The organism is Neisseria dentiae (assembly GCF_024580525.1).
Classification (GTDB): Bacteria; Pseudomonadota; Gammaproteobacteria; order Burkholderiales; family Neisseriaceae; genus Neisseria; species Neisseria dentiae_A.
In genome coordinates, this window is sequence record NZ_JANIKQ010000081.1 from 1 (window position 1) to 400 (window position 400).

Annotated in this window: 2 pseudogenes; both read right to left on the bottom strand. The window is 42.8% G+C overall.

Going from position 1 to position 400, the window contains the following annotated elements:
• Positions 1-259, bottom strand: a pseudogene (locus tag NQ012_RS12955) (site-specific integrase); the annotation flags it as partial.
• A 19-nt stretch (positions 260-278) separates the two neighbouring features.
• Positions 279-400, bottom strand: a pseudogene (locus NQ012_RS12960) (IS1595 family transposase); the annotation flags it as partial.

Consider the following 400-nt stretch of genomic DNA (forward strand, 5'->3'; position numbering starts at 1 on the left):
TCTGCGTCAGCCAGCGGATACGCCGTTTGGCTTCGCGGTATAACGTGATTTTCGGCACGTTATCCAACCATTGCCACTCTTTTGCAGCTTTGTTCAATATGGCCCGAATCAACGCAAGATAACGGTTTTTGGTACTGTCGGAGCAGTTAAAATTACCGACTGTGTTCATAATAAAATCACGGTCTATATCACGCAGAACAACCCCTCGGAATTGAGGTAGGCCGCGCAACCGGCTGATGTCGTCTTTGATACTTTTCTTTTGGGGCTGTCCTGGATAACTAGGATAAATAGTTCTTTACCAATTGTTTTAAAAAAGAAATTTGAAACTTTATTTCACTGTTGTTGAAACGCCATTCACACTCCTTCAAATATAGCTCAAAATGCTCTTTGGGAATGCCGT